Source organism: Bacteroides stercoris ATCC 43183, assembly GCF_025147325.1.
GTDB classification, from domain to species: domain Bacteria; phylum Bacteroidota; class Bacteroidia; order Bacteroidales; family Bacteroidaceae; genus Bacteroides; species Bacteroides stercoris.
In genome coordinates, this window is record NZ_CP102262.1 from 2,480,709 (window position 1) to 2,503,758 (window position 23,050).

A 23,050-nucleotide genomic window follows, 5' to 3' on the forward strand; every position below is an offset into this window, starting at 1 on the left:
AACTGCAAATATCCCTTTTCTTTGCCCTTACCTTTGTAGTCAGCAATAAGCAGCAACTGGCACTAACGAGCAGTTTCAAGTATGATTCAGAGTATGAAATCATATTAGAACGCTAATAAAGCGTAAAAGAAAGAGTGCCAGAGAACGTAAATGCGGTTTTTACATGCTTCTGCGTCTAACTTTGTGGAAGTTTTTGAACGAATAACAATAAAACGAATACAATAATGATAGAAAACAAGACAACTTCAGATTGTACCATCTACGCTTTTGTTGGTACAGCAATTCTCGCCATCTCTCTTGTCGTGGCGATGTATGTAGGCAATGACTTTCACCAAAGTCTGTTTGTCGAATCAATCATCTTTGTAGGGAGCAACATCCTGCTTTGGGCGATATTCATTTCTATGGTGAATTATCCCTATGAACTGATGACCATTGGTAGCAACAGCAAGACAAATAAAAACGTTGTAGAAGCAGAGCCAGCAACAGAACAAGAACAGCCAAAGCAAACCTTACCACAAACAGAGTCTGTAAAATACAGTCATGAGGACTATGCCAAGTGTGTAGAGGCACAAGAAAAAGAAGCACAGGAGGAAAAGGATAAGCGAACAAGAACCGTACTTGACTATGTGCACCGTACCATGTCAAGGTTTCTGTATGAGGATGATTTGAATAAGGTAATTGAGGCTGTCAAGGAATGGAGCAACGACCCCAACTATACCCCGACAGCAATAAACCGTTTCAAGGAAAATGTTGAGAATATCCCTTTAAGGCACTTCGTGTGGAATATCGCAGAGCGTTTGGGTAAACGTGATTACACAATGGCTATGCGAATAGCCTTTGTCAAGGCACTGTTTCCAAAGCCGTTTGAAGGCTTGGACTACAGCACATTGAAGAACCTGAAAGCACCATGTTCCAATGATGTCATTCCGATTGATGAACCAGACAATGGTAGACATGATTTCCATGATGTTACAGAGAAAACTTCCGAATAATCCCCATTGTTAGAGTTATTCCTTCGTGAATGACAAATGACTGTCACGAACCTCAGTAACGGAAGCATCATTCTGTTCCTTTGCACCAGTTATTAACAAAGTATCAGAATGAATAAGGAATTAACTTTCAACGACCTTCCAATGGTCGTTGCCCAGCTTCGGGATGAAGTGGTGGGCATGAAGCAGATGATCATCGGTCTGCAATCACAGAACAAGCCACACAAGGCGAACACGCACATACCTATGAGTGTGGAGGAAGCATCGGCATACCTGAAAATGCCGATGGCAACTCTCTACATGAAACTTGGAAACGGCAGCATTCCTGCCACCAAGCCAGGCAAGCGTTACTGCCTTTATCAAGATGAACTTGACAAGTGGCTGGAGACTAACCGCAAGAATCCTGTACCTCTCACGGCAGAGGAGGAGAATGCAGCCATTCTTGCAGGAAACAAGCGCAAGCCGAAATCCTTAAACTGGTAATGCTATGGATGCGCTTGAAATTTGTAACAAGCTACGCTCGGAGGCTTCGGGCGTAGCCACTTCTGGAATTCCGCTTGACGTATTCCCCCAGAAGATGCAGCAGATGATTCTTGATTTGGCAAGGACGGAGAACTATTCCATTGAGTTTACCGCTACTTCCCTAATATCCGCTATGGCAGCAGCCGTCGGCAACTCCTGCTATATCCGGATTAAAGGCAATTGGATTACTTCACCTATCCTATATGTCATTCTTGTTGGCAGACCAGGAGTCGGCAAGACTCCACCTTTGAACTTTGCCTACAAGCCGTTGCACGACATTGATACTGAGGAGCACCATAAGTTCAAGGCTCTAAAGAATGAGTATGCAGCCATTGTGGAGAGAAACAAGGGCAAAAAACGGACGGAATGGGAATCGTTACCTCCTGTACCAGTCCTGCATAAGAATATCATGAATGACTTCACGCCAGAGATTCTTATGCGCAATCACGATGCCAACCTCAGAGGTGTGGCAGTTGTGGTGGATGAGATAATGGGGCTGTTCAACACCATCAACCGATACAACAACAGTTCTTTTGTACAACAGATGCTGTCGGCTCACAATGGCTTGCCAGTAGATGTATCTCGTTGTAATCTTGATTGTCCTTTACGCATTGACTATCCTTGCATACAGATTGTAGGAACTATCCAGACTGGTATTGTGCATGAACTTTATGATATGGGATTCAAGAAGAATGGTTTTCTTGACCGTTTTCTGATCACATGCCCAAAAAGTTTGAAGATTGCTCCTTGGGTTAAGGTTCCAAAACAAGATGCTGCAATCATTGAAAGACCATTCCGTGTATGGAAAGAGATCATAGACAAGGCTGTGGCTCTTCCTTTTACGGAAGGCATCTTCAATGTTCTTGACTTCTCTGATGAAGCCATTGATTTATTCTATGATTGGCAGAATGAGGATATAGAACGGCAGAATGCCATTACGGATGAAAAAATGATAGACTCACGTGCTGCAAAAGTTCCTTTGAACACGGCTCGGCTTGCCTTGATATTCCAACTGTTCCGTTGGGCTTGTGATGAGTCTCACAAGGATTTTGTTGATGCGGAGTCCGTGAATGCAGCCATACGGATGAGCGATTACTTTGAGAAGTCATACAAAAGGATGGATGACCTCGTTTTAACCGAGGCTACCGACCCTGTGAAGAAACAGGTACTTGACTCGTTGGGAAACAAGTTCGTAACTGCTGAAGCAGTAAAGGCTGGAGCGGATTTCGGTTTTGCAAGACGTACTGTCATGTATATGCTCAAAGACTTCTGTCAGAGAAACTTTATCATCAAAGACAAGCAAGGCAATTATGAGAAAGTACAGAAGTAGAACCACCACCTTGCACCGTTTGCACTTTGCACTTCTTGCACTCTTGCACAACAGATGCTGCATTTTGTGCCAAACAAGTGCAAAAGTGCAGAAAGTGCAAGGTGCAACAAGTGCAGAGCCTTATGAGTGAGTATAGATTCCATCTACAGAAATACAAGCTGGGCAACCGATATGCTTGCCCTCAATGTGGGCGTAAGCGTTGCTTTGCAAGATATATTGACGAGCAAGGACAGATTGTATTCCCTGACAATGTGGGGCGTTGTGACCATGAACAGAGTTGTGGCTACCATTATTCTCCGTCTGATTATTTCAAGGACAATCCCGATACCAACTGCAATGATGATTGGAGATATAAAACACCAATCAAAGAGTGCAGGAAAGAGAAAACTCTTCCAACTTTCATTGAGAATAAGTTGATGGAGCAAACACTGCATGGCTATTCTGTCAATCCTTTGTACCGATACATTTCAACGGTCTTTGGCAAAAAGGAGACAGAACGGCTGTTTGCCTTGTACAAGGTCGGCACTTCAAAGAAATGGGACGGTTCAACTATCTTTTGGCAGATAGATGTCAATGGGAATGTGCGCACTGGCAAGATAATGAAGTATGATGACAAGACAGGACACCGCATCAAGGAACCCCACAGCCTGGTGACTTGGGTACACTCGGAACTGAAACTGCCAGACTTTACACTTCGGCAGTGCTTCTTTGGCGAACATCTGTTGACAGATAAAACCACGACCAAGACAATAGCCATCGTGGAGAGCGAAAAGACAGCCATCATTGCCACCCACTTCATATCTGATTTCGTATGGTTGGCTACTGGAGGCATGAACGGATGTTTCAATAAAGATGCTGTCGAAGTCCTAAGCGGTCGGGAGGTTGTTTTGGTTCCAGACCTTGGGGCAACGGACAAATGGAAATCAAAAATTCCATTGCTGCAATCTGTTTGCAAAAGGGTTGTCATAAGCAACATCTTGGAAGACAATGCCACCGATGAACAAAAGACCAAAGGTCTTGACATTGCAGACTTCCTTCTGATGACGGAAACACCGCAGATGGCGCTACAACGACTGATAAAGCAACATCCGTCACTCCAACATCTGATAGAAAGTCTTGGGTTGGTGTTGGTGGAAGAACCATAGCAGAGTGGGTAAGGATCTGCGAGCACGCTTGCGTGACGGACTTTCAAAAAAGTCCTAAACATAATAGGGACTTTTAGATTCACCTGCTGACGCTGTTCACTTAAAAAGTCCTTCTATTATGCTCAGGCTCCGCCCGAGACCTGTCTCCAATTATACAATAACTACGTTACAAGCTCAAATGAAATTCTTATGGAAAGAAACATACCACGTGCCGCCATCCATGTAGGCACAGACAAGAAATCGTTCTCGTCCCAAGTGGGCAACGAGGCGGAACGCAGAGGTTGGGACGAGAAACGTTACCAACTCAAAAACGCGGACATAGACAAGAACAACCATTATAACTACTCACGCAAGAGACTCAACTTTGAGATAGTCAAGGGTGGAAAGATTGTGCCTCTTGGTTCCCAGTCTGTGCCGTTGCATGAACGCTTGCAGCACAGACTTGATGAACTTGGCTTCAAGCCGTATATGGATGCCAAGCGTCCCGACCAAGTTTCAAGGAACAGTCCGAACTGCACTGTCGGCATCATCTTCAGTGGTGACCATGATGTGCTTAACAGGCTTGCCTTTGGTGAACAGAAACTCAACACGTCAGATCCAAATGCTGACCACAGCAAGGTTGTATTGCAAAAAGGCATCTATGACTGGGCATTGGACACCTACCGTTTTGCATGTGAGAAATGGGGAGAAGAGAATGTCATCGGCTTTGATGTGCATTGTGACGAGACAAGCATCCATGCCCATGTGCAGACCGTGCCTGTTGAACAAGTAAAGAAACGTGGGCGCATCGGAAGCAAGTACATTCACAAGGATAATCCAGAAAAGGTTCTTTCAACAAAGGAATGGAGAGCACTTCCAAAAGAAGAACGTGACAACTACACAAAATCGGAAGCGGCAAAGGGTGTTGTTGAAAGGGTTTCTTATGCCAAAGTGTGGGGAGAGCGTGCAAAGGACAAATCACAATACCTTTCCCAACTGCATACTGACTATTACAACAAGGTAGGGCATAAGTATGGCTTGGCAAGAGGCTTCTCCTATGATGAACTTTCAGAGGAAGAGAAGCGAGGACGCAAGCATAAGAACAAGGTGGTGCTTGAAGCTGAACGTCAGGCGAAAGTCGCTCTTGACAAAGTGGAGAAATATGCAGTACTTGCCACAATCGACAAGAAGGAGTTGACCATTCCTTTTCTCAACATCAAGGCTCCAGTTCAAGAAGCGATGAATGCCGTAAAGAAAGAACTTGCCATCCCTATTCCTGCACTTATAGGACAAAAGGTGTGGCGTGAGGAGCGTGTAAACAACATCAACGCTGTTATCAAAGCTCTTGTCGTAGCCATCAATTCAGAACGTGACAAGCAGAATGAAGGTGTACGCAAGGCTGTCAACAAGACATACACTTACTATATGCAGAATCTCAATAAGCAGATAGAGGAGAACAAGTCGCTTCGTGCCGAGAATGATGCGCTAAAGACTGAAAACAACAAAGTCAAACAACGCATCTCTCAACTTGACGAGAAGGCTGTGGAGCGAGTGGCTACTCAACTTGTCTATGCGAAGGAAGAACTCGCCAGTGTCAAAAGTTATAATACTACACTTATGGAAATGTACAATGATTTGAAGGCTCGCTGGAATGCCATTTGGCAAGAGCCTGAAATGACAGACGCATGGAGACGAGTGGAAGCACGTAAGGAGAAAGAAACAAAAGAAAAGGCTCGGCAAGAAGCCGAAGCCAAACGTGAAAGCATGGCTCGGCAAAATAGATACATAGGAGTGCTTGACAAGTTCATCCATGAGGGACATGAAGCTTTATCATCCTTTGCAAAAACAGACAGAGTCAACTTCAACGAGAAAGAATCGGCTTCCATATACTATGGCATTATGGCATCTGCTGTAAAGCATAATATTGGATTGGACTCTAAAGCCAGTATAGATTCGGCAGCAAAAAGTTTCTTATCTGGTATGTCGTGGAAAGGTTTTACAGACTTCAAGCAAGAATGCGTCACTAATTGGACAAAACTCTTCGCCACGAATGAAGTCCAATTCACAGACAACACCATTGACAACTTTCTCGCTTTTGTTGACCATATGTCATGTAGTGCAGACACATACGTTTCACTTGGCGGTTCTAATGGGTGCGCTGACCAACTTACGAATTGGGACGGAACACAAAAAGTGGGATTGGGTGCGGTTCTAAGAAAAAAGCCAAGAGGCTTCTCACTATAAGTTAAAATAATGAGCATAAGAACTTGCTTTGTTTGAAATTAGACAAAGCAAGTTCTTATACTCTAATCAAGGAAGTGTAGAAGCATCTATTTCCAATGGCTTTAATTCATCGAAAGTGCGATTCACAGAATCTAAAAATACGATTCTTTTGACATCAAACATTTTGCAATTATCAACAAAGGATTTTCTTCTCCATAAACATGGTATAGCTTTGCGAGTATTTGTATCATCAAACCCTTTATGGCATTTAACCAAAACATGGTCAGCCATAGGAGTTACTGTAAACAGACCTTTCCATTCAGAGTATCTTGCTGACATTTGTTCTATTAGAGTATTAAGCGATAATGCTATGACTCTTTCACCAGTTCCAGCATGTTCTGGCTTATTTGTGACAGGTTCTGTTGATGCAAAATTATTATTGTCTTGCTTTATGGCTAAACTGAAAACGATAGATGCAAATTCTGTAAGGTCTTCTTTATCTGCAACAGTAACACCTGTATTGTTGCGCTTTTGTCCTGAGATTTCAACTATCATACACCCACCAAAAGAAGCTTCCAGTGTAAAGTATCTTGTTTGATGATATTTTTTATCAACAACAATTATTCCAGCCTTTGCACTTGATAAGGTAAACGGCTCTGGGAACCGAATTATTATCATATGCTTATCTTGATAGCTTTTGAAATCAGTACCAGAAATCGTCATCTTTTTCCATTTTATGATATTCTTGCTGTCATCGGCAAAGTTCATGAAAGTTGAGACGTTTTCCAATTCTGTCAATGGCATATTTCCAGTGTTGAATGCATTCAGAACTTTTGGAACAATGTCAAATGCTAAAGCATAGTTAGCCCTTTGTCCCTCTAATGGGTCTTTTTTCTTAAAAGGATTCCACATAGTCATTATCGTTTAGTTGCTTTGGACAGGAATAGATATTTGCGAAAAATGTGTACTATCATCCCATTGAGGAATCTCAGTTATGTTAATATCAGGTAAGAGAAAATCCTCTTTGTTAGGATGTTCAGCCAATATAGCCTCGTCACTTATCGTAAGTCTTGAACGTATCTTTTTGAAGAATTTTACTTCGGCATATTCTATGCGATTGTCTGCTTCAATTGCTTTGATGGCAAGTGACACTATTAGTAACTGTTCTGTTTCATTCAAATCCACAGAATTTAGTTCTTTAAGATAAGATTGCAAGAACATTCCACCTTGCTCATTGATTTCTGTAATCCATGAGTTGAGGTACTTCTCTGAATCAACATCGTGAAAGATGTTGTCTTTTGCGCACAAATCTTTAACCATATCTACTTCCTCTGTAGCAATATCTCCATCACAAGCGATGCAACAGAAAATGGTTTTCAAGTATAATTCTTCTTTTGTCATAACAGTAATTATTTAAACGTTAAAACCTATACGAGGTCTATCATCGGACTTCTTCATTTCTTCACCATTCATCATAGCTCGAATGCGCTCGTATTTGCGTAATTCATTGTTGCTAAGTGAAGGAGCAGTGTTTGTAATTGCAACTTTCAATAGCTCCATTGTTATTTTGCTATGTTGGCGAAGTGCATTTCGTGACGCATCATTGACTATCAGTTGTATATCAGCTGAGACATAACCTTGGGTCATATCAGCTAATTGATGATAGTCTAATCCAAAATCGTAAGGGCGTTTTTTCAAGTACAACCTGAACAATGCTATTCGAGCTTCTATGTCAGGCACACCAATGTAATACTTTTTATCCAAACGACCCGCGCGCAAAATCGCAGGGTCAATCATATTTGGATAGTTGGTTGCCCCAATAATGAATATGCCTTTTTCTCCAGTTCTATCCATTTGAGCCAACATCTCATTCACTGCACTTCTTGACATTTCATGCACGTTCCCATCATCTCGATTAGGAACAAGTTCATTCATCTCGTCAATGAAAATCACGGTTGGTGCGTTCTCCTCAGCCTCTTTAAACATCTTGGCAATATTCTCTTGCGTAGCATTAACATAACGGCTCTTTAGAGTAGCTGGCGTGATGCACATAAAGTTGAATCCGACCTCTTCTGCAAAGTGTTTTGCAAAAAATGTCTTTCCACAACCAGGAGGACCATACAGCAACATCCCATTTGGAATAGTTACACCATAGCGATGGTATTCTTCGGGATTGTGGAGAGGTTCGATAACTTCTTCACGCATTTGTTGTTTCAACTCTTCCATTCCGGCAACTGCGGCAAAACCTTCACCTTTCTTTTTGATAGCGGAAGAAACTGGCGTATTGTCGGATTGCTGTTGTGATAAAATCTTACGTTTCGTAGATTGGCGTTCTATCTTTACATCTCCGTCAATAGCCTTTATAAACTCATCTGCACTTTGAAATCTATCTTCGCTATCATAGCTTAAAGATTTTGCTATCACATTCAGCAGTTGGTCGTCAAGTTCATACTTATCCTCTTTTGTGAGTACAAGTTCTTTGTCTCGTTCTGCCAAGATGGAATCAATAACATCTTGCCCACGCTTTCTTGAAAAATCTAAAAACCAAGGCAACTCTCCATAAAGGAGATGGTACATCATCACTCCAACAGAATAGAGGTCTGTCTGAATAGAACAGACTCCAGAAAAACGTTCTGGCGCAAGATAGAATGGATTTAATTCATCCAAGTCAGGCTTGGCTGGTGACTGGTTCAAGAATCTTGCATATCCAAAATCTATAAGTTTCAAATCCTGTAATTCTCCAACGAGATTAAGGAATACGTTTTGTGTCGTCACCTCATTATGGATAACAGGAATTGGCTGTGAATGCAGAAATGACAATGCTGACAATACCGCCTTTGCTATTGTTTTTATCTCATAAACGCTGATTTCATCATCACGGATAATTCTCTGTGACAAAGTTTCTCCGCTTACAAATTCGGTGACGAACCAAGCATATTGACTTCCGTTCATCATCATATTGCCAGAGTCTATAAACTGACAAAGATTATGGTGATTCAATAGTTTGGCAATTTCAACCTCTATCACTCTACCATTATCATCGATCTGATTACGATTGAGTTTTGAGTAATTGATAAGTTTCAAGAAGCGTGTCTTGCCACTTGTATCTTTTACACGATAGGTTTCCGCATAAGACCCTTGCTTATGCGGAAACGCTACTGTGTATATGCCAATTTTGTCGTTCTTTTTGAAGTACATATGTTAATGTATTATAGAAGATTCAATAATGCTATGCCCACAAGTATAAGCATTGTTACCATACAACCCGAATTTGAATTGTTTCTTTTCAATGCTGTTAAAAGCGTTTCCTGCATCTGACGATTGTTGATAGCAATATAATGATTTAATCTTGATAGTTCCTCAACTTTTGGCTTTAGGTATAGAAGTTTATCCCTAATACCTTCAGGTAAATCATACTGCATAATTTTTGCAAGACATTTTAAAGCACTTTGAGATTCGAAATCTTTAAAATCTAAAACATCTTGTTTTTTAGTCAATCCATCTCCACTTTCATCAACTTCTTGAGTAAGAAGTCCAGACTGCAAAAGCGTTATAAAAGCAGTTGCGCAATACAGTTCTTCTTCCTTTTTATTGACTTCCGCATTAACAGGAAATGTTTCTATATGTTCCAATAAGGAACTAAATGTAGTTTCCATTTGATAACATTTTTAATGTTTTGTCTAATGATGTGGAAATAAGCACTCCCTGTTCATGGATACGCTTCTTATCAAATACCACCCAAACGTCAACATCCTCAGCGACAAAAGGCTTTATTGCCATTTGTGCATCTAAACTGCTAACATACATTTTTTCAAATTGTTGTCTCAAATCCATATCGGTAGGTGCAATTATTAATTCATCTATACTCGCACCACTTAGGCTTCTTCCTAACAAATCGTTATGAAATTTGAGCTTTTTCGAAGCATCTTCTATTCTCATTTGTGTTCTATTTTAAAAGTCCTCCAGCGTTAGCTGCTTCTTCATTCGGCATAAGATCAATAAGACCACATGCTATTGGGTGAAGTTTGTCAACAGACGGCTGATTGTTAATATCTTCCAAACCTCTGTTGATAAGTTGGCGAGCTCTTGACGCGTCTTTCCAACGAATTGTTCCAAAACGATTATGGCAATCACGGATAAGTCCCATGCACTGATATACCAAAGTTAAATGAACAAACAAACTGCTGATTTGATCAAGGATTTCACGACCAAGTTTAGCATCCTTCACTCGAATGACATTATCTACTTGACTACGGATTTGATTGACCAATTGAGCTGACTTGTCATTACCTAAGTCGTTTTGTGCTTTCTCCAGTCTGTCAAATTCTTCTCGAAGTTCTCTTTCTACACGTTGCCATTCTGTACTATCGTCAAGCTCCTCAATTTTTCGTAGAACTTCCTTTAAATTAGATTGAGTACGCATAGGGTCGTTACCACTTGAAGCTAATTCTTTTACGGCATCAAGTTCTTTATTCAACTCTTCGACAGAGATACCAGAAGAAAGCAATGCCTCTATACTTCTTTGAGCAGAACCCAATTCTTTGTTTACCCACGAAATAGCATCCTCAGAAGACTCACGTTTGCTTAAGTCAAGTTCTTTTTTTACCGTGAAGTCTACAGATGGGAAATACACCTCCATTGTCATCATTTCTGAGGAATCAACATGCAGAGTGATTTCCACATTGGAATCTTCTGGGATGAGCTGTTCAACGTCATCACCAGTAACAACCACATTAGATATTTGCGTATTTAATGCAGCTGTTTTTCCTTCGGCTTCTAAGCCTGATACTTGATAAACAGGTATAGACAACACGTCAGTAGAAACTCCTGGGCGCAATGCCTGTGTTGTTTTTCTATCAGGCACAACACCTACGGCAGGCAGAGGCTTGTTCTTTTCTAACCCTTTGGCTGGTAAGAATACACCACGCTTCTTGATGTCATTGTAAACTGCTATACCTATATTATAAGGAAGAGGTGCAGCACCTACTTTGACACCTTGGATAATGGTAAATTCAGAAGGGAAAATCTCAACAGCATTGCCTTGCTGATTGTAAGCCTTTACTTTAAATGTGTTTGGCTTACCTTCAAGCAAGAATGCCTCAATAACATTGCCATTTGTATCTACAGAAATTCGGTCACTTCTCCATGCGCCATCTGCACGTTGCAATTCGATAGATAACTCGTTAGGACTATTGTTCCCTGTCTTTTCCTTGTCAATGCTGATGCTTACCCATTCTGATGATTCGACCGATGTTGATTCATAGCCAACTTGCAGGAACACAATATCCGCCTTTGCTTCCTTTTTAATTTCAGCCTCATTAATATTTGCGTCTATTGTAGAAGCATAAAGAGCAGCACCACGTGCAACTGCGGTCATTGGGTTAATACTGGTATCAACATTTTGCGTAACTTCTTCTTTCAACATATCACGAATTATTGGCGAATAGGTTGGTCCACCAACAAGTATGAGGGAAGACAAGTCTTTTCCAGTAAGTCCATTTCGTTTCAAAAGATTCTTACAAATATTGACAGCTTTTTGGTACTGTTCGCCAATAGCGTCAATAAGCTGGTCTTTTGTAATTGAAATTTCAAGGTCAATATCCTCGCCATTGTCATCTTGTCCCAGGTTTAAGTTGCGATCATAAGTGGAATAATCTGCGCTGTCAGCAAATGACAATGCTATTCTCAGTTCCTCGGCTGGACCTTTAAGAGCATCCATTAAGGCTTTCTTCTTCCATTCCGTAGTCTCGTATGAAGATAGGGCATAATCTTCTTTCAAACTTGGCATAAGAATTTTGTTGACAACAGCTTCATCAAGATTCTTGCCACCAAGGTAGTTGTCACCTTCTGTATCGAACACCGTCAAAATGCCATCTTCGACCTTAACCAAAGCCGCATCAAAAGTTCCACCTCCAAAGTCAAAAACCAACCATTTGCCATCTTTCTTCTCACTTGACAAACCATATGCCATACAAGCAGCTATAGGCTCCTGTAACAATTCACATTGCTTGAAGCCTGCAATACGTGCCGCCTTCATTGTGGCATCTTTTTGTATTGCGGTAAACATGGCTGGCACTGTAATAACCACCGAATTGACCGTTTCATCATTGATAAGGCTTTTCAGTTCTTTCAAGACTTCTGCAGAAAGTTCTTCTGGGGAATAGCTTTCCTTGGGCATATTCTCATTGGAATACTTCTTATCAGAACCCATTTCACGCTTAAACTCCAAATATCCACACTCTTTTGGAGGCTCATTCTTGCTCAAAGCCGTGATAGCATCTGAATATACAGAATCTTTTGCTTTCATGCCAATACGCAAGGCACGTTCCCCCTTCTTGTTCTTTGAGAAATAGACACAAGAAGGCAATGTGTCCATAAGGTTTTTAGTCTGTTTGATAACAGACTCACCATTCTCCATTCTGGCTATAGCCGAGTTTGTCGTACCAAGGTCTATGCCATAGTCTATTTTGATTCTTGCCATAGTTATAGTATTTTTAAATGTTTTGACTTACTACGATTTCAGCAGGTTGTATCATCTTACCATTATAATTAACCTGCATCTTAATCATTCCTGTGATTATACGCTTGCCTTCTGGTAAGCTTTCGTCAGGAACAAATCTCGTTTGGAATTGCATGCCATCGTTATATTCCTGTCCAAGCAAACTAATGATTTCGTATCCGTTTGCACGTACATTGTTTATCATGCGGTCTTTTGCTTGAACAAGTTGCTTATAACCTCTTACAGATTTATCCATCTTTGAAAGGTTCGTTTCTATTCTTGCAATTTCATCTGCAAGCTTTACCACAAGTGAATGATCTGGTTCTCCTGTAGCTTTGTTTGATTGTGATACAGAAGCATCAAGTTGTTTTTGAACAATAGCAAGGAGTTGGTTGTCTAACTTTACCGATTCTTCTTGCATTTTAGTTTGAGCTGCTTGTAAAGCCTCTTGTGCTTTACGAACATCACCTATAGATGTCGTACCCAATTTAATCTTCTTAAAAAATGCGAAAACAGTGGCTATTATTGCCATAAGTAGTATGGCTAAGCCACAAGCCCCCCACACTGTGCGTGAAGAAAGTACATTTTCTGTCGCTTGAATCAATTCGTTTGTTTTGTCAATACTATTGACGAGTTCCGACTTGTCTGTTTTTTGATTAGCTACAAGTGTACTGCATTCATTTCGTAGGCTATCTATAGTAGAGACCAACTTCTTATTTGCTGACTGAAATTCCGATATTTGCCTTTCCGTCTTAGCATTCTTTGACGACAAGACATTAAATTCCTGGCGAAGGTATTCTTTTTGAACCTTTAAACTGTTGACCTCTATTCTCAAAGACTCAACTTTTTTTGAAATATCCTCAGCTTTTAATGTACTAAAACCAAATCCTAAAAGGAAAATTGTGCTTAAAAAATAATATTTCATATTGTTTGCTTATTTAATCTGATATTTTACCCCATATTCCAAAACCGATAATAGCACCAACAATGGCTCCACCAACTCCGCCAACGGCAGCTCCTATGACTAAGCCAAGTCCCCCCAAAATAAGTCCTAAAATGCATCCGTTGTCTGAGCTATTAGAGGTAGTAGAACTTTGTTGTCTGTTTGATGTTCTATTTGTTGTAGAAGAATAAGAACGTGCTGTTGAAGTTGGTTTACTCTGAGTTGTTCTTGGTGTTGATGTTCTTGGTGTGTAAGTAGATGTAGAGACACCCAATTGTTCACATAACCCTTTTAGTATAGAACGATTCTCGCAGTATCTACCACTCTTATAATCAGCCTCCATATCGAAGCCATCCATTATTTTCGTGGCTTTCCATGCTTCTTCCAATACTGATTTTACATGGGTTATTCCAAGTATAGCCGCTAACGCTGCATTTGGGTCATCCTTGTCTACGCTAAATATGGATTGAGCCTCATTAACCTCAGCGATAACATTACTTAGAGCGTTACCTACTACTTGTGTTGAAATTTTAAGATAATAGGAATTAGATACGCCAAGTTTGCGCTTTATAGACTGAATATGCGGCTTCGTATTATTTAGCAACGTAACAGCATGGCAGATTTTATCTGGTAACAAGCAGTATTTACGCAATTCCTCATGAATAGCTCTATCTTCCACAAAAACTTCAGATGGTGGTAAATTGTCAATAATCCTTTGAAGAATATCAACATTCTCTTTACATCTATCTTTTGCCATTTGTCCTACAGCAATGCTTTTTGCATATTTCTGCAAGCTCATGGCTTTGTGCGCAGCATCAGGCTCTTCAGAATCATTAAAGTAGTCAATTCCGCATTGCAGAATTTCAAGTCCCAACTTATCTGCAATCATTTGATATTGCAAATCTTTCGTGGAGAGGAAACCTTTTAATTGCAAGATGGCATTCCTTGTATTTCTCCTTAATGTCTCTCCTGCATTTAGCCTTGCGTTTGAACCTTTTCCTTTGGTTTTTTGAGCAATGTTGATTGCCTCTTGTATGCTATCAACAAGAGGCTTAACAGCTTTTTCTCCTATGTGTTCTTTCCATGAGCTATTGGTAATGAAAGGCAAAAGTTTGCTTGCGCCTATTTCATCACAAAGTATATCAATAAATGAAAAAGCCAAGTTTGATACATCAAAATTTCCTCCTGTTCCAATTATTGTAGATACAAATTGGTTAAGGTATTGTGTATTCCCATACAGAACTTCGGCACACATTATGGCAGAGTCATATCTATTGCGTATTAAAGCACACACGATACGATTTTGTAAAGCCGATAAACATTCTCTTTTTTGCCATATTTCCTCAGCTTTATCTATTTCTCCTGCGAAAAGATGATTAAAAGCCACTTCATCTAATGGAGTCGTTTTTATAAACCAAAATTGAGCATGCAAAATTTGGTCTTTGGGCAAGGTAAGTTTAGCTTCGGCATCTGCCGCTGAAGCTTCTGTACGATTAATGGATGAAAGATATTGTGGCACATCTAAAGGAAAAGAAACAGACTTGCCCACCTTCAAAAACGCTTTCATGCGATTGTGATTAGCCAGTCTTTCCTTTGTAGGAGAGTTTGAATAGACTCCTAACTGACGATATGGATTGTTTTGTAGTATATTCATTCTAATTCCGTAAACAATAAAGTCAACCGACTCCCTTGTTGACGAAATCCACTCACTGATACATATGAAAAAGCGCGGAGCCTGTTCTGTCACTCGTTCCACGATCGATAGGCCTTCGCATTGCCCTGTAAGTCGAAACGAGCAACGCCGAAAGCCCCACGCCAGTGTAAGTATATAGAAAGCACTCTTGACAACGAACAATAGAATCGTCCGAAGCCAATGAGAGCTGTATATAATACACCTCATGAGGCGTTCTGCATTGCTTTGTTTTTGACTTACAGTTGAATTTGCGAAGTTCATCGATCGTCAAAACCAAAGCGTACAAAAACGCCTTTTACCATATGTATGTCTGCCCAACCTCTGCCCATCGGGGCTTTCGGTATGGGTATAGACGTTACAAAGGTAATACTTTTACCTTGAAAACCACTTTGTTTGGTTGGCAAAGTATGATTTCAAAGTTCGATTTAACATTATTAAATATAAATATGTCAAAGAAATCCACTTCTCCGTGATTTTTCTTGCTAAAAAGTTTGTATCATCAATGATTATTCGTATCTTTGCAGCGTCAGTCCTCGCCAAGCCTCTTAACAATGCTCAAATCGTGCGAGGCGTTTTTTGTTTATACACATTTGAATATGGCGAGTCTTATTCCGGGTCAACGTAAAAACCTGAGGGATTCATAGCTTATGCATAAATTTTCGCCAGTCTGAACAGGAAGAAAGCTCTGTCCTTTACTCCTCTGAATTGTGTGCGGAACTCCTTTATTTTTGCATTGAACGATTCGGAAGCAGCGTTTGTTGAACGTCTGTCAAAGAAGTTGATTATTTCCCGGTAATGCATCTGTACGGAACGTGCCACTCTTCCGAAAGCAAGAAACCCTGATTTTTCCACCTCGTCATACCAGCGGGCAAGATGCGTCAATGCCGCATCCTTGTACCTGCATTGGTGGTATATCAGTCCGAGCCTCATGGAGAGGTAGTATGCTTTCTTAATATCGGGATACTCCCGGAACAGGATGCCGGCGCGTACGCGCTGTGATTCCGTCCACAAGGATTCCTTCTTATATAACAGGTAAATGCTTCTCGAAAGAAGCTGTTTGCGTGAATCACCGTTTTCAAAGACCGGCGCATGATATATCTTCCCGCAGGCTTTGGCATGGGCGATCTGAACAGATTCTTCGTCCAAAGCCTCCCAACGTGCTTTAACGCGCATATCCTGAACCGCCTCATAAGCGAGTTTCTGCACATGGAAACGGTCTGTGACGCGGCGTGCGGCGGGAAAACAGAGGCGGGCGATCTGCTCCATGTTCGGAGCCATATCCATGGTTATCTCCCTGACCTGAAAGCGTCTGCGGCGGGAAAGACGGAGCAGTACGGAGGTCACGGTCTTTACATCTGTTCCTTTCACAACGGCGATAAGACTGCCCGAACGGCCTTTTCTCTCCTTGTTTATCAACACGGTATATAATTCTCCGCGGGAAAGGCAGACTTCATCCAGTCCCACATAAACACCGATGTTCTTCTCGAAAAGAAGCCATTCTTCGGCATGAGGAAGCTGCTCCCAACAGAGATAACCGCTCAGGTGATTCCGGTATTGCCGCTCGAGCAGTTCCCCGTCGACCCCGAACAGCGTTCCCAACAGCCTGCAGCCCACCGGCAGCTTATCAATATAATTCTTTTAAAAAAGACGCAAATTCATGCGTCATACGGCTACCACCGGCAACCAGTTTCCAGTCACGGCTCACGTAACGGTTCTCATCCTTGACAACCCACCTGCGCCGGCGCACGTTCAGAAAAAGCTTCTTGCCGCGTATGGGGAAATCCTGAACCACAACAGGTTCGTAAAAACCCTTGCTCTCAACTTTCATTCCTGCGTATTCTTTAGGAACTTCATTCTTTTCTTCTAAATAAATCACTATTTCCGATGCGCTTTCCTTTACGTCCGAGATGATGAAATAATCCAATGTCCCTTCAGGAAGAAGGAGACGGTAGCCGTTGTTGTCCATAAGATTTCTGAGTTAGTTTTATGCAAAGATAGGATTTTTACAAATATTACCCCTCAGGTTTTTACATTGACCCCTTATTCCCTTTACAAAACGGTTTGAATCTTCAGAAAATCTCGTAAATCTGCTTGAATCACGAGGTTTACTTATTTGTGATAGAAACAAAGCCATACAGTACCTTGACAATATTGGTTATTACAGATTGTCTGCTTATATGTATCCTTTATTGAAGATGCCCAAGACAGCACATTTGTACAAGGAAGGTTCTACATTCGAAAAGGTGATGATGCTTTATCGCTTTGACAAGAAACTGAGACTGCTCATGTTCAATGAAATAGAAAAGATTGAAATTGCTATCAGACGTGCGGTGATGCAAATAACAGCAGATATGACTGGCAATCCTTTCTGGCTTACTGACTCTTCTTATTTCTTGGATAGTTCAAAGTTCAATGAAACAATGCGAGCTATATCCAAGGAATATAGCAAATCTAAGGAGGAGTTCATTCTCCATTTCAAACGAACTTACTCAGAACCATACCCACCATCGTGGATTTTAGGAGAGCTGCTTACTATTGGAAATGTCAATGCCATTTATCGCAACATTAAACAAAATCGTATACGCAAACGCATAGCAAAACGTTTTGGTTTACCTATAAATGTGTTTGAGTCATGGCTTACGGTTATTGCTGTTACTCGAAATGCCTGTGGCCATCATTCAAGAGTATGGAACAAACAGAATGCTATTCAGCCAGCAATTCCCAATAATCCAGAAGGAGAATGGATAACACTGCCAACAGATTCCATGCGTGCTTACTTTGATCTTTGCATCATCAAGTACTTTCTTAATGTTATATCCCCCAATAATGATATGCAGTCCAAACTAACATGGTTGTTCATTCGGTTTCCCGAAATTGACTTAAAAGCTCTCGGCTTTCCACAGGGATGGGAAACGGAACCATTATGGAGGTAATAACATGTGGAATGGCTACTGATAATTCACTTTCTTACACGGTCTTCTTTGTTTCGGTTTTATCATATTATGGAGTCGGTTCAAACGACTCCATCCAATCCATATCTATGTAATTTTGATGTAATCGAAAGTTAAATACGTTAAATCTCACACTTTTCGTATCTACACAGAATCCACATTGCCACTTTTCTACCGTTTATAGCGTATAATACTGATAATCAACTAATAATACATTCTATGGTTGCACTTCACTTCATTCCGTAGGCTTCCACGATAATATAACCCGTATAGGTGTCAATGCGTTTGATAAATGTTACGCTTTGACCTTGGAAGAAACAAATCAGGATAACCCCTATAATCTGCCTGTCAGCCTGACTACGCTTGGAGAATGTGCTTTTCAGAATTGTACCGGCATTACACGTGTGTGTTTGCCGGAAGGTGTTACCGTCGTACCGAGATATGCCTTTAACGGATGTACCAAATTAAATGGCGTTGTACTTTCCAAACAGACTGTAACGATAGAAGATTGGGCTTTTGCGGGTACGGCACTGACTGGAATCTCCCTCCCGGCAACGGTCACCTCTTTAGGAGACAATGTATTCCACAACTGCTCGGAACTGATAGGTGTGCAGAGCTATCCGACAACCGCACCGACTATTACCGCCACTACTTTCAGCCATGATAAGGGCACTATCAAAGAGCAGTGCCGGTTGTTTGTTCTTCCTACTGCATCATCGGCATACGATAGCTGGAAAAATTATTTTAAATCACTGGTTGCGGACTTGACTGTACAATAATAATCGTTTTCCGGTTTGCCTTTCCCGGTCGACATCATTCGGAGAAAAAGTGCTTTTTATTAATTCCATAAAACAAATCAAAATTATGGCAGAAAATATCAAATATCAGATCAATGGCCAATTGGCCGACAATACCGTTACGGTGGATAACAAGGAAGACATGATTCTTGTCCCCGTCAGCATCGGCAGTGCAAACGAGGCACGTATCATCGCCGAGATGAAAGCCGAGGACTCAGGTCTGCGCGAGGAGACCATCAAGCACGTATTCGAATTGGAGAAACGTGTTATCAAACGCCTGCTCATGAGCGGCTACAACGTGAATACGGGTCTTTACTACGCCAGCGTCAGCTTTCGCGGTGTCATAGAGAACTCGCAATGGAATCCCGCAAAGAACTCTATCGTGGTGAATTTCAATGTAGGAGCGGATTTGCGCCAGGCAATAAAGAATACTACCGTAGGCATCATTGGCGAGAAGGGGGCGGCTATGTTCGTTACAGGCGTACAGGATGCCGCCACCTGTGCACAGGATGCCAGCGCCACCGCAGGACGAGCTTTCACCCTCACAGGCGGTAAACTGAAAATAGCCGGTACGGACCCCTCAGTAGGCATCACTCTGACCGATTCCTCCGGTGCGGAAACAAAAATAACGGAAGACCTCTATGTCGTGAACGCCCCGTCCCGACTGACGTTCATCATCCCCGCAGGCCTTGCCGACGGTACGTATGAACTGAAAGTGACGACGCAATTCTCCGGTTCCGGTTCTAAATTACTGAAAACCCCGCATAGCGCCGCCAAAACCATTTATATCGGCAAAGCGCCCGAAGGCGGAGGCGGTTCGTCCGGCGGTGAAGAAGAAAATCCTCTCGGATAAACAAGAGTTGGTATGCAGCCACGCTGCACAGTACTGTGCAGTATGACTGCATAGCCTTGTGCAGGGTAGCTGCATAGAACTGTTCGGGATGGCTGCATAATGCCATCTGTCATTACTCCCGATTATGGTGGGAAACATATAGAAAGTGCTGTTCATAGAATCTTATGGACGACACTTTTTGTAACTCAATGAAAATACATAAGGAAAGATACTTTCGCTTTCTATCTCTATAAAAAGGATTTTGTATCTTTGTCATCCGAATTAAAACCATGCAGCGTACCTGAACTCTGCAAGTGGTTTTATGCTTTTACAAAAGAAGATGATTGACAAAGAAATAAGTAATCTGAAAGCTATTGATACCTTGATCCGGCAGGAACAGCCTTTTGCCGTTTATCGTATTCCCGGTGAGGACACTCCCCGTTTGCTGACACAAGCGTCGGGAAGCGTCCGTCTGTTGTATGACCTTAAAGACTTGGACGGGGCACGCGGTTTCGTCATTGCACCGTTCCGTGCAAGCGAGTCGTGCCCGATTGTGCTGATACAGCCGGAGCAGTGGGGACAGCCTTTGCCGCTTGGCGAGTACGCGGAAGAGGAGCTGGAAGCTTTCCGGTTGCGTCAAGGCAGGGAAACATTTTCAGAAGCTTGCACGGAAGAGTACGAAGCATGCTTCCGGACATTTATAGAAGCCTTGCGCAGCAAGCAGTTTGACAAATTGGTCCTTTCCCGCAAATCCGTCATCGGGCAGTGCCCGGGTTTCTCTCCCTCGGCAGTGTTCCGTGCGGCATGCAAGCATTATATTCATTCTTATATATACTTATGCTATACGCCCCGGACAGGTGTCTGGATGGGTAGTACCCCTGAGATTATCTTATCCGGGGAGAAAAACGAGTGGAGCACCGTGGCATTGGCGGGAACCCAACCTTTGCAGGATGGCAGACTGCCGCAGGAATGGGGCGAGAAGAACCGGCAGGAGCAGGACTATGTGGTGTCTTATATCCGTCGGCAGCTTCTGTCATCGGGCATTCATCCCACGGAGAGCGGTCCGTATCCCGCTTATGCCGGAGCACTGTCGCACCTGAAAACGAGTTTCCGTTTCACCTTGAAAGATAACAACCGTTTGGGAAGCCTTCTGGAGCTTCTGCATCCGACCCCTGCCGTGTGCGGTCTGCCGAAAGAGGAGGCATACCGTTTTATACTGGACAACGAAGGGTATGACCGTCGTTATTATTCCGGTTTCATCGGGTGGCTCGACCCTGACGGCAAGACGGATTTATACGTGAACCTGCGGTGCATGCACATCGAAAACGGGCAGTTGTCTTTCTATGCCGGCGGCGGACTGCTGGCTTCTTCGGAACTGAATGACGAATGGCTGGAAACGGAAAAGAAGTTGCAGACCATGAAACGGTTGGTAAGCATGTCCCTATAATCCATAAATCGCTAATCTTTAATTATTGAACCATGTATACAGACAAAAAGAATATACTCCAACTGGCAGCGCTTCTCGAGGCGTACGGAATTACCAGGGTCGTGTTGTGCCCGGGCAGCCGCAATGCCCCCATCGTGCATACTTTGTCTAATCACCCGGGCTTTGTTTGCCATGCAATGACGGATGAGCGGAGTGCGGGGTATTTTGCCCTCGGCCTGGCTTTGAATAGCGGCAAGCCTGTTGCGGTGTGCTGTACTTCGGGAACCGCTTTGCTGAATCTCCACCCTGCCGTGGCGGAGGCCTTTTATCAGAAAGTTCCCCTGATAGTCATCTCCGCCGACCGCCCGGCTGCTTGGATAGGGCAGATGGACGGACAGACGCTTCCGCAGCCGGAGGTGTTCCGGTCGCTGGTCAAGAAATCCGTCAACCTTCCCGAAATTCATACGGACGAGGATGAGTGGTTCTGCAACCGACTGATAAACGAAGCCCTGCTGGAAACCAACCATCACGGAAAAGGACCGGTACATATCAATGTGCCCGTTTCCGAACCTTTGTTCAATTTCACGACGGAGGCATTGCCCCAAGTACGCGTCATCACCCGCTATCAGGGGCTGAACGTCTACGACCGCGATTATAACGAACTCATCGACCGCATGAACAAATACCGGAAGCGTATGATTGTGGTGGGGCAGATGAATCTTATCTATCTGTTTGAAAAGCGGTATACCAAACTGCTGTATAAACATTTTGCATGGCTGACGGAGCATATCGGCAACCGGACGGTTCCGGGCATTCCCGTGAAGAATTTCGATGCGGCGCTCTATGCCATGCCCGAAGAGAAAATGGACCAGATGGCTCCCGAACTGCTGATTACTTACGGAGGGCATATCGTATCCAAACGGTTGAAAAAGTACCTTCGCCGGCATCCGCCCAAAGAGCATTGGCATGTGTCGCCGGATGGCGAGGTGACCGACCTTTACGGCTCCTTGACCACCGTTATAGAAATGGACCCGTTTGAGTTTCTGGAAAAGATAGCGGCCCTGCTTGAAACCCGGACTCCCGAATATCCCCGCATCTGGGAAGACTACTGCAAGGCTGTTCCCGAACCGGAGTTCGCTTATTCGGAGATGGCGGCAGTGGGGGCGTTGATAAAGTCCTTGCCGGAAGCATCGGTACTGCATCTGGCAAACAGTTCGGTGGTGCGTTATGCCCAGTTGTATGCCGTTTCGCCCACCGTAGAGGTTTGCTGCAACCGGGGAACCAGCGGCATCGAAGGTTCGCTTTCCACGGCTGTGGGGTATGCGGCGGCGTCTGACAAGCTGAACTTCGTTGCTATCGGAGATTTGAGCTTCTTTTACGATATGAATGCGTTGTGGAATGCCAATATCGGTCCCAACCTGCGCATCCTTTTACTGAATAACGGCGGCGGAGAAATCTTTCATACATTGCCGGGGCTCGACATGTCGGAGTCTTCGCATAAGTTTATCACAGCGGTTCACAAGACTTCGGCCAAAGGCTGGGCGGAAGAGCGGGGATTCCTTTACCTGTGTGCGGAGAACGGCGGACAGTTGGCTGAGGCCATGAAGCCCTTCACCAGTCCGGAGGCGGCGGAGCGGCCTGTCTTGCTGGAAGTGTTTACCGACAAGGACGAAGACACCCGTATGTTGAAGAATTATTATCATCAATTAAAATAGAATACA

19 protein-coding genes and 1 pseudogene are annotated in these 23,050 nt (G+C 42.8%); 10 read left to right on the forward strand and 10 right to left on the reverse strand.

The features are described from left to right. The first annotated feature begins 224 nt into the window (after nt 1-224). The 5 genes from NQ565_RS10150 (at nt 225) to mobV (ending at nt 6,209) form a co-directional block, all read left to right on the forward strand. A complete protein-coding gene (locus NQ565_RS10150; RefSeq protein WP_005653272.1) occupies nt 225-992 on the forward strand; it encodes a hypothetical protein in 768 nt (255 codons plus the stop codon). 108 nt (nt 993-1,100) lie between these two features. Beyond that, on the forward strand, nt 1,101-1,472 hold the full coding sequence (locus NQ565_RS10155; protein ID WP_005653270.1) for a helix-turn-helix domain-containing protein: 372 nt from the start codon (nt 1,101-1,103) through the stop codon (nt 1,470-1,472). 4 nt (nt 1,473-1,476) lie between these two features. Beyond that, nucleotides 1,477-2,841 (forward strand): DUF3987 domain-containing protein, encoded by a 1,365-nt coding sequence (locus tag NQ565_RS10160; RefSeq protein WP_005653268.1) that lies wholly within the window; start codon nt 1,477-1,479, stop codon nt 2,839-2,841. Nucleotides 2,842-2,963: 122 nt separating this feature from the next. Beyond that, on the forward strand, nt 2,964-3,986 hold the full coding sequence (locus NQ565_RS10165) for a DUF6371 domain-containing protein (protein ID WP_005653265.1): 1,023 nt from the start codon (nt 2,964-2,966) through the stop codon (nt 3,984-3,986). Between the two features lie 189 nt (nt 3,987-4,175). Continuing rightward, the gene (gene mobV, locus NQ565_RS10170) at nt 4,176-6,209 is read left to right on the forward strand and encodes a MobV family relaxase (RefSeq protein WP_005653263.1); all 2,034 of its coding nucleotides are present in this window, start codon (nt 4,176-4,178) and stop codon (nt 6,207-6,209) included. Between the two features lie 66 nt (nt 6,210-6,275). Here mobV and NQ565_RS10175 read toward each other — a convergent pair whose 3' ends face one another. From NQ565_RS10175 to NQ565_RS10220, 10 genes are all read right to left on the reverse strand, one after another. After that, complete coding sequence (locus tag NQ565_RS10175; protein WP_139168194.1) at nt 6,276-7,100, reverse strand: hypothetical protein; 825 nt, start codon at nt 7,098-7,100, stop codon at nt 6,276-6,278. 12 nt (nt 7,101-7,112) lie between these two features. Continuing rightward, nucleotides 7,113-7,589 carry a tellurite resistance TerB family protein gene (locus NQ565_RS10180; protein ID WP_005653259.1) on the reverse strand — a complete coding sequence of 159 codons (477 nt, stop codon included), beginning with the start codon at nt 7,587-7,589 and terminating at the stop codon, nt 7,113-7,115. Nucleotides 7,590-7,601: 12 nt separating this feature from the next. Then, complete coding sequence (locus NQ565_RS10185) at nt 7,602-9,386, reverse strand: AAA family ATPase (RefSeq protein ID WP_005653258.1); 1,785 nt, start codon at nt 9,384-9,386, stop codon at nt 7,602-7,604. Nucleotides 9,387-9,397: 11 nt separating this feature from the next. Then, complete coding sequence (locus NQ565_RS10190; protein ID WP_005653256.1) at nt 9,398-9,844, reverse strand: hypothetical protein; 447 nt, start codon at nt 9,842-9,844, stop codon at nt 9,398-9,400. Further along, nucleotides 9,828-10,127 (reverse strand): hypothetical protein, encoded by a 300-nt coding sequence (locus NQ565_RS10195; protein ID WP_005653254.1) that lies wholly within the window; start codon nt 10,125-10,127, stop codon nt 9,828-9,830. The genes NQ565_RS10190 and NQ565_RS10195 overlap by 17 nt, the downstream gene beginning before the upstream one ends. A 7-nt stretch (nt 10,128-10,134) precedes the next feature. After that, nucleotides 10,135-12,669: an Hsp70 family protein gene (locus NQ565_RS10200; RefSeq protein ID WP_005653252.1), complete on the reverse strand. Its 2,535-nt coding sequence runs from the start codon at nt 12,667-12,669 to the stop codon at nt 10,135-10,137. A gap of 13 nt (nt 12,670-12,682) precedes the next feature. Further along, nucleotides 12,683-13,612: a hypothetical protein gene (locus NQ565_RS10205; protein ID WP_005653251.1), complete on the reverse strand. Its 930-nt coding sequence runs from the start codon at nt 13,610-13,612 to the stop codon at nt 12,683-12,685. Nucleotides 13,613-13,625: 13 nt separating this feature from the next. Beyond that, nucleotides 13,626-15,584: a hypothetical protein gene (locus tag NQ565_RS10210; RefSeq protein WP_005653249.1), complete on the reverse strand. Its 1,959-nt coding sequence runs from the start codon at nt 15,582-15,584 to the stop codon at nt 13,626-13,628. Nucleotides 15,585-15,968: 384 nt separating this feature from the next. Beyond that, nucleotides 15,969-16,937, reverse strand: coding sequence for an ISAon1 family transposase (locus tag NQ565_RS10215; RefSeq protein WP_005654137.1), 969 nt, complete (start codon nt 16,935-16,937; stop codon nt 15,969-15,971). Nucleotides 16,938-16,947: 10 nt separating this feature from the next. Further along, a complete protein-coding gene (locus NQ565_RS10220; protein WP_005653242.1) occupies nt 16,948-17,289 on the reverse strand; it encodes an ISAon1 family transposase N-terminal region protein in 342 nt (113 codons plus the stop codon). 76 nt (nt 17,290-17,365) lie between these two features. On the opposite strand from NQ565_RS10220, the gene NQ565_RS10225 reads away from it, so the two are divergent. From NQ565_RS10225 to menD, 5 genes and pseudogenes are all read left to right on the forward strand, one after another. Next, a complete protein-coding gene (locus NQ565_RS10225; RefSeq protein WP_074713728.1) occupies nt 17,366-18,256 on the forward strand; it encodes an Abi family protein in 891 nt (296 codons plus the stop codon). Nucleotides 18,257-18,492: 236 nt separating this feature from the next. Next, a pseudogene (locus NQ565_RS10230) lies at nt 18,493-19,053 on the forward strand (leucine-rich repeat domain-containing protein); the annotation flags it as partial. An 85-nt stretch (nt 19,054-19,138) separates the two neighbouring features. Further along, on the forward strand, nt 19,139-19,924 hold the full coding sequence (locus tag NQ565_RS10235) for a DNA-binding domain-containing protein (RefSeq protein WP_081448459.1): 786 nt from the start codon (nt 19,139-19,141) through the stop codon (nt 19,922-19,924). A gap of 319 nt (nt 19,925-20,243) precedes the next feature. Then, the gene (locus NQ565_RS10240) at nt 20,244-21,350 is read left to right on the forward strand and encodes an isochorismate synthase (RefSeq protein ID WP_040315582.1); all 1,107 of its coding nucleotides are present in this window, start codon (nt 20,244-20,246) and stop codon (nt 21,348-21,350) included. A gap of 32 nt (nt 21,351-21,382) precedes the next feature. Continuing rightward, entirely contained in the window at nt 21,383-23,044 is a 1,662-nt protein-coding gene (menD, locus tag NQ565_RS10245) for a 2-succinyl-5-enolpyruvyl-6-hydroxy-3-cyclohexene-1-carboxylic-acid synthase (RefSeq protein ID WP_005653230.1), read from the forward strand. Nucleotides 23,045-23,050: the final 6 nt, after the last annotated feature.